The sequence below is a fragment of the Microcoleus sp. Pol8_D6 genome (assembly GCF_036700965.1).
Lineage (GTDB): Bacteria > Cyanobacteriota > Cyanobacteriia > Cyanobacteriales > Microcoleaceae > Microcoleus.
The window spans coordinates 1-6803 of sequence record NZ_JAUBPW010000130.1 but is presented as its reverse complement, the minus strand read 5'-3'; the positions used below and the strand labels follow the sequence as shown (position 1 = coordinate 6803).

The following is a 6803-nucleotide window of genomic DNA, read 5'->3' as shown; positions in this document are numbered from 1 at the left end:
AGCCGGATGCGGTGAAAATCGCACGTCCGGATCTAACTGAGAGGTGCGGAGGGTAATACCTCCCATCGACTCAACCAGACCCATTTTATCGGTAAAGACGCAGACTTGAAAAATCCAGGTTTAGCTGTTGGGTGAGCTCGAAGAAGTTTTCTAGAATATTAATCAGATCGCAACCCGAGCCTTCCCCAAGAATTTGCAGGGTGGTATTGACCGCTTCATCGAAGTTTTCCAAAATTAGTGAGGCGTTGACAGCTTTTGCCGTAGCTTCTTGTTCGGCGATCGCGATTCTCCAATAAACGGTTTTGCGCTTCTTGTTCGGCGACTCGTTCTTGTTAGGCACTCCCGGATTGCTGCTTGGGTACGATCGCGTTCAATGGCACTACCAATACAAACAGTCGCCGTTTTCACGCATCGCCTGTTCAGCCAAACCTTGATGTTTTGCTTTCCGGCATTCCTCAAAAGCCACCATCCCCCAAAATTGACCTTCGACAAAAATAGGAACAGCGTGTAAAGCTTTCAAACCAATTGCTGCTTGCCCACTGCGAAACGGTTCTGGCATCTGCTAGCATCTCTTCCCAGAAAGTTGGATCGCGCTCGCTTAGCTCAAATATTGATATATGAAGTTTGATTGCATTTCGGTAGATTGTACGATCGTCATCCCAAGATGGTTTTCAAAGTTAACTCGGCGGTTATAACGTAGCTCAGATATTGATATATGAAGTTCGGTTTCAATCGAGCGATCGAACGAACATCCTTTTAAACTGTCTTGTCTGGTACTAAACTTGACGAGATTCTGCTCGACCGACTAAATATTAACTTGCTGTTTCAACGTGGAACCCAACAGTGGTTTACCGTAATGCTCTCATATATCGATATCTGATGCCTACTCTCGATATATCATACTTAAATCATCTACTTAATTCAAAACCATGCAAATTCGACTAGCAGTCATCAGCAATGCTGGCGGCACTGGCAAAACCACACTTTCAGTTCACCTCGCCTACGAACTGGGGTTAAGGGGTTTGAAAGTAGCCATTATGGATCTCGACCCCCAAGGCTCCCTGACCCTTTTTTGCGGTCTAAATCCGCCAGAGCCAGAACACACACTATCCGCCATAATGCGAGAAAGCTTCAATGGCTCTTGGCCTCTTACTCCTAGCTGGAGTCCCCACACCAATAATATAACCGTTTGTCAAGGCGGAATGACTCTGACACAAACAGCAGACGAGTTAGTTCTGCACAAGCGTGGCGCTTATCTTCTAGGCGATTGCCTGAGCGACTATCCTTTGGAACACGACCTAATTATCTTCGACTGCCCCGCTACCCTCGGCCCCTTGCCCTTGATGGCACTAACTGCTTGCACTCATATAATAGTGCCCGTACAGCTCGAACCAAAATCAATTCAAGGAGCAGCTCACCTGCTGGAGTGGTACTACCACCATTGCAAACAATTACGCCTCAAGCCGCAACCAGAAATCTTAGGGTTTGTACCCAACCAATACGATACTAAACGAGCCGTCCACCGACAACTTTTAGAGTCCTTGCCAGCCCAGTTAGAGCAGATGAATATCCGCGTTTTTCCACCAATTCGGGACAGTGCAGAATTTGTCAATGCCAGCGGTCAAGGGTTGCCCTTACACATTTACCGCCCCCTTCACCCAGCTTTAGGCGACTTCAAAGAAATTGTTAAGCACTTGGCTACCTTAATGGGAAATGAAGTTGCTCCGGCTGTTGCCAAAAAAGGCAAAAAAAAGAAATAGTATTTGATTCATACTCACAACTTGCTTGCTTAGCGAAAACAAGTCCTTCGTTTCTGACTAAGAGCCATGAACTCACTTTCTCCAATCCCCAATCAAAAATCAAAAATCGCTATGGCCGCCCGTAAAGCTCCAGACCTGGGAAATTATTTTTCATCCGCCAAGCAGTCAATGCACCTCTCTGAAGCTGAAACCGAGATTCAGGAACTCAAAGCAGAAATTGAAGAACTGCGAAAATCTGGTTCAACGGAATTGGAATCTCAACTGACTGCACTGCGAGAACAACTAGAATCCGCCAGCGGTATCCTCTCCATTTCACTAGACCAAATTCAGCCTAATCCTGAACAACCCAGACAGACATTTTTGCCGGAAAGTATCGAGTCCATGTCCCGCTCCCTCGCTAGTGACGGACAACTGCAACCCATTATCTTGATTCAACGGGGAGAACTCGTGATATTCGACGGAGAGCGGCGCTGGCGCAGCGCTAAAACTATGGGCTGGCAAACTTTGCAAGCTGTCATCATTCCAGAGCCTGCGTCTTTGCACCGCAAAGCGCTGTTGACTTCCCTGCACCGTGAAGACCTCAATCCTCTCGACAAAGCGGAGGCTATTGTGCGGGAGTTGTCCAGCAATACGGGTTTGGAAGCTGTAACTATCCCTCGCACTCTCTCTACAGCCGTGCGGCGGTTGAACGCGCAAAAGCGCATGAACTCAGTTTCCGAGTTGGTGACGGCGATGCCTGACCAGCAGCTGCAGGGTTTAACCGCTTTAGGTTTAGATGAAAAAGAGCTGGCGGTGTTCGGGAGATTGTTGGATTTGCAGCTCAATCCGGCTTCCATCGATGCCAATATTTTCCCGATGCTGTCTTTAGCTGCTGACCTTAAGACTGCTATTAGGAAATTAGGACTTAAAGGGGTTCATGCAACGGCTCTTTCTAAACTCTCTGCTAAAAATTTGGGATTGTCTGAGGAAGAGGCGCAGTCCATTAGAGTTAACGCGACTACCCAAGTTATCGCCGAGAAATTGTCGGCAGTTCAAACTCGTAGATTGGTACAGTCCATTATCAGTTCTACTCTCACTAATTCCCCAGGGGCAGTCCGCCAATTTAAGCAGGTCAAGCTAGCAACTGGGAACTTGAAAAAGCTGTCGCCAGAAATGTTGGAGCAAGCAGAAGTTGACCAACTGGTGGAATTGCAGGAGGTTTTGCGCCAAAAGCTAGCGTTCATTGAGGCGGTCTTGAAACAAAATGCGCTCGGATGATCGGAAACTATCACGTTCGGTTCAGAAGCGTAGTCGGGTGGGCGACCACCCGGCTATAGTTAACGGAGTATCAAAGAGAAAGTGTAGCGCTGCTTGTAAAAATCTACGCACATAAGGGCAATAGTCAGTAAATATGGGTAGATGAAACGATTCGGTTTATGTTTTGCTTAGAGAATCGATTTGAGCTCTTAGCAGTCGATCGACTGCTAAGAGCGATCGCTAAAATATCTCAAATGGGTTCTCTACTGGACTTTTTTCTTTTTGGTGCAAAGATTCGGCTTCTTCACGAAGTTGGGCAAGCGCTTCTTCGGATAAGTTTTCTACCAAAGAATTTAGCTGCTTTTTATTACCATTTTGGGGGCGACTGGTGGCGAGAGATTGTGTCGGCATCAAGCGAGGATTCGCGCTGTAAACGGAACTTCCCCGCTTTGGGGGCGTTCGGGAGGCTGTATTTCTTTTGGGATATAGGTTTGGGCGATTTGAGCGTTAGACGCCTGCTGTCATGTATTTAAGATTTTCTTAATCTTTGCCTACTACCTCTTGTGAGATAGTGGAATGGAGAAAAAACCCCGCTACATAAGGGTTTCCAAAACTTGTAGTCATATAAAAGATTTTCCCAAACCGGGAAAGTCTGACCCCGTATTAGTTTGAACCGGAACGATAGCGAGCAGGCGGGGGAAGTTCCGTGTAAAAAATCTTCAAATGACTCAAAAAATGTATCAAGCGCTTGGGATTCATCTTCTGAATAAAAAAGGATAATTCGCGCCCAAGACTGGGTAGATGGCTGGTTAAATTGTTTTTCAATCCAGTCTTGAAATTCTGCAAATTCTTGTTCCTGTTCAGTAACAGGAATTCCGAGTTGGCGACAGGCTAAAGTGTAACCATCTAAAAAAGCTTGCAAACTAAAGATAGAACGCTTGCCGAGATAAAGGGCGGTTCTAGTTTTGATTTTATCTAAAAGCCGATCAAAATTGTTGCCTGCTGTAATTGGGGGTGTAGCTTGAGGATTTTTCCAGGCATATTCTTTGAGGGATGGCAGGGTGGATTAATTGTCGAAAAAATAAACTAAGCTGATTGGGCTATTTGTTGATGCTACGTGAAGGATCTAACTGGTTGATCTCGGTTAGAAAAACCGAAAAGCAACTCAATGATATTTTCAAGTTGGTTAGCCATCAATCTTAAAGCTTGACGAAGAGTATTCGTACCACTCATCCGAGCTCTCTTATACTAAAAGTGGAATAATAGTGAGGAAGGCGTTAAGAGATATGGAATATTGAGCGAATCGCAATCCGCCTCCATTAGTTTGACAAGCTCGAAGGCGGTCATGCAATCGAACGAGTATAATAAACTTAACAGATCGCTACTCCCTACCCCACAAAACTTCTAATTAAGCTACCTCCCATTAAAAAATAACCTATGACATACACCCCATCCAAACTATTTAGCTTTGAGGAGTTTATCGCCCAATATGGAGATAATACACGATATGAACTCATTGATGGAGAACTCAGAGACATGGAACCTACTGGTCCTCACGAAGCGGTTGCAGGTAGTATTGCTGGTAGAATTTACGTAGAAATTTTTCGTGGTAATTTCAATTGGTTGGTTCCAAAAACTTGTTTAATAAAACCCCTATACGCTGAGGCCACAGCGCTGCGTCCTGATGTAGTTGTTTTAGATAAAGCAGAACTTAGTAGTGAACCCCTTTGGCAAAAAGAACCAGTGATTTGTAAAGATAGTACAATTAAGCTTGTTGCCGAAGTGGTCAGCACTAATTGGCAAGATGATTATGCAAGAAAAGTGGAAGAATACGCTTTTTTGAAGATTGCAGAATATTGGATTGTGGACTTTCGAGGCTTGGGGGGTTTGCAATTTATCGGCTCTCCCAAGCAACCTACTTTCACCGTCTGCCAGTTGGTTGATGGAGTTTACCAGCAGCAACAATATCGCTTGGGAGAGCCGATTTATTCTTACCTATTTCCCAATTTACAATTGCAACTTGACGACATTATGCCGACTTAAAATTATCGAATTTGTGAAAAATTCAGTGAGTAAAATGCTAGGTTCTAACTATTGACTAAAACTATGAGTGACAGGACCAGCTCAGAAAGTCTGGCTGAAGTTAGAGATACCCCAGACAAACCCATTACAGAACCTCGTCTGTACCAGAGTAGACCGATCGCCCCTGTCGCGACACCCCCTCCTATGGTATCCAGCCTCCACGCACAACTGAGAACAGACTTGTGGCAGCAATACCCTTCAGGTGTCGGCTACTTCCAACACCGAGGCAAGGGCAACCCCAACAACATCATCGAGCACTACATCGCCAACCCCGGCGACATCACGCTGCTGCCTTTAGACGAGGCCATGCAAATTATTGACAAGTTTGGGCTGACCGCTGCCAAGTTACACCTGATTTTTGCCGCTCATATTATGAGACAAGAAGAGCCGTGGGAAAGCTTATTCACTCTCGAAGGCAGTGACTTAATCAAGGAAATGGGCTGGGACAAACGCACAGACTTGCCCGCGTCTAAAAAACTGAATGAACTAGCTAAAACTGCATATGCTCTAGGTTGCCTAGCAATCAAAGCCACATGGGTTGAAGGCCAACACAAAAAAGGTGGAATTAGAGCCAGCGTTGACACCTCGCGAATGTGGAATATTCAAATTCAGTTAACAGGTCAGCAGAATCTGGAGGGCAAAATAGAGCAGCCTGATGAAGTCTACATCACAGTCCAACCGGGGCTCTGGACTCATGCCTTCTTGAACAAAGCAGGTTACTTCGCCAAAGAAGCCTTGTATCAGTTTGGCTATTTAGCTCAGGAGATTCTCAAAATCGATGCCTACCATGATGAACTGGCTTTGCGCTTAGCACTTCATCTGACGATGGAAAGCCGATTTCACACCAGTGGCTGTTACAAAGTGGAAACCCTTCTAAAAGCGCTCCTATGCCAAACGGTAATCGATATAGCCCGGTCTGACCGTAGAAAAGCTTACACGCTGATGAATAGCTGGAATCACACCCTGGAAGTGCTGTTGAAACTCCAGCGAGCGTTTCAAATCGAGTTTGACCAAGAGACCTACCCAGAATGGCTGAGACCCGGTAGCAAGTATCGAAAAAAACGAGGATACTTTGACACGCTATTGGCAGCCAAAATTACCATCCATCCGCCAGCACCTATCCCCCAACTCCTGGCAACCAAAGCTGAACTCAAACAGGTTCAACCTCGCCTGAAACAAGCTCTCAAACCTAAACTGACAAGCAATGAGATAAAAGAAGCAAGAACAGCCAAAGGTTGGACTCAAGCACAATTGGCTGGCTGGCTAGGGGTGTCGCAGCGTTATGTATCCATGTTGGAACGTGGGGAGCGAATCCCTGCACCAGAACTGGAATCCCAAATCTGGCATCTGTTAAGCATTTCAGATTGACTACTTAATCCTGGACACACAGCCTCAATATACGATGTTTTGTAGGGGCAACCACGGGGGGTTGCCCCTATCCTAATGATGCTTGGCGTTAGTCCCGCGGGACTAAGACCAATTCAGGGCTTAAATCGACCTGTAATCCTCTGTGAGAAAGGGATTTAGCTTGACTGGCGGATCTGAGGCTCAAACCCAGTCGCAGCAAAAAAAAAGACACATCAACCTCTAACCCTCTTCAAAACTGGGTTTGAGCCTATTTTTAAGCTAAGTTTTGTCTAAGTCCCCTACTGTAATACCACTTCTCCAAAAATATGCTACAATAGCACTTCTAGCAAAAGGACGATTGTATGAAAGTAAATTACC

The 6803-nt window shown here is 45.6% G+C and carries 8 protein-coding genes; 4 read left to right on the top strand and 4 right to left on the bottom strand.

Translation table 11 applies throughout. The features are described 5' to 3' along the window. Positions 1–85: 85 nt before the first annotated feature. Positions 86–340: a hypothetical protein gene (locus QUA10_RS28435; RefSeq protein ID WP_333085852.1), complete on the bottom strand. Its 255-nt coding sequence runs from the start codon at positions 338–340 to the stop codon at positions 86–88. Between the two features lie 39 nt (positions 341–379). Next, a complete protein-coding gene (locus QUA10_RS28430) occupies positions 380–559 on the bottom strand; it encodes a hypothetical protein (protein ID WP_333085849.1) in 180 nt (59 codons plus the stop codon). Between the two features lie 370 nt (positions 560–929). Between QUA10_RS28430 and QUA10_RS28425 the strand changes: the two genes are divergently transcribed. Both QUA10_RS28425 and QUA10_RS28420 read left to right on the top strand, forming a co-directional pair. After that, positions 930–1760: a ParA family protein gene (locus QUA10_RS28425; RefSeq protein ID WP_333085848.1), complete on the top strand. Its 831-nt coding sequence runs from the start codon at positions 930–932 to the stop codon at positions 1758–1760. A 111-nt stretch (positions 1761–1871) separates the two neighbouring features. Continuing rightward, complete coding sequence (locus QUA10_RS28420) at positions 1872–3017, top strand: ParB/RepB/Spo0J family partition protein (RefSeq protein ID WP_333085846.1); 1146 nt, start codon at positions 1872–1874, stop codon at positions 3015–3017. A 219-nt stretch (positions 3018–3236) separates the two neighbouring features. Here QUA10_RS28420 and QUA10_RS28415 read toward each other — a convergent pair whose 3' ends face one another. Both QUA10_RS28415 and QUA10_RS28410 read right to left on the bottom strand, forming a co-directional pair. Then, positions 3237–3407 (bottom strand): hypothetical protein, encoded by a 171-nt coding sequence (locus tag QUA10_RS28415; RefSeq protein WP_333078140.1) that lies wholly within the window; start codon positions 3405–3407, stop codon positions 3237–3239. A gap of 118 nt (positions 3408–3525) precedes the next feature. Continuing rightward, positions 3526–3918 (bottom strand): hypothetical protein, encoded by a 393-nt coding sequence (locus tag QUA10_RS28410; protein ID WP_333085845.1) that lies wholly within the window; start codon positions 3916–3918, stop codon positions 3526–3528. Between the two features lie 515 nt (positions 3919–4433). Between QUA10_RS28410 and QUA10_RS28405 the strand changes: the two genes are divergently transcribed. Both QUA10_RS28405 and QUA10_RS28400 read left to right on the top strand, forming a co-directional pair. Beyond that, on the top strand, positions 4434–5039 hold the full coding sequence (locus QUA10_RS28405) for a Uma2 family endonuclease (RefSeq protein ID WP_333085844.1): 606 nt from the start codon (positions 4434–4436) through the stop codon (positions 5037–5039). A gap of 63 nt (positions 5040–5102) precedes the next feature. Further along, entirely contained in the window at positions 5103–6446 is a 1344-nt protein-coding gene (locus tag QUA10_RS28400; RefSeq protein ID WP_333085843.1) for a helix-turn-helix domain-containing protein, read from the top strand. The last annotated feature ends 357 nt before the right edge of the window (positions 6447–6803 follow it).

Bases quoted from the DNA above. Each gene is read 5' to 3' on its own strand.
- QUA10_RS28430 (WP_333085849.1), bottom strand. From the start codon at position 559: ATGCCAGAACCGTTTCGCAGTGGGCAAGCAGCAATTGGTTTGAAAGCT.
- QUA10_RS28425 (WP_333085848.1), top strand. From the start codon at position 930: ATGCAAATTCGACTAGCAGTCATCAGCAATGCTGGCGGCACTGGCAAA.
- QUA10_RS28420 (WP_333085846.1), top strand. From the start codon at position 1,872: ATGGCCGCCCGTAAAGCTCCAGACCTGGGAAATTATTTTTCATCCGCC.
- QUA10_RS28415 (WP_333078140.1), bottom strand. From the start codon at position 3,407: ATGCCGACACAATCTCTCGCCACCAGTCGCCCCCAAAATGGTAATAAA.
- QUA10_RS28405 (WP_333085844.1), top strand. From the start codon at position 4,434: ATGACATACACCCCATCCAAACTATTTAGCTTTGAGGAGTTTATCGCC.
- QUA10_RS28400 (WP_333085843.1), top strand. From the start codon at position 5,103: ATGAGTGACAGGACCAGCTCAGAAAGTCTGGCTGAAGTTAGAGATACC.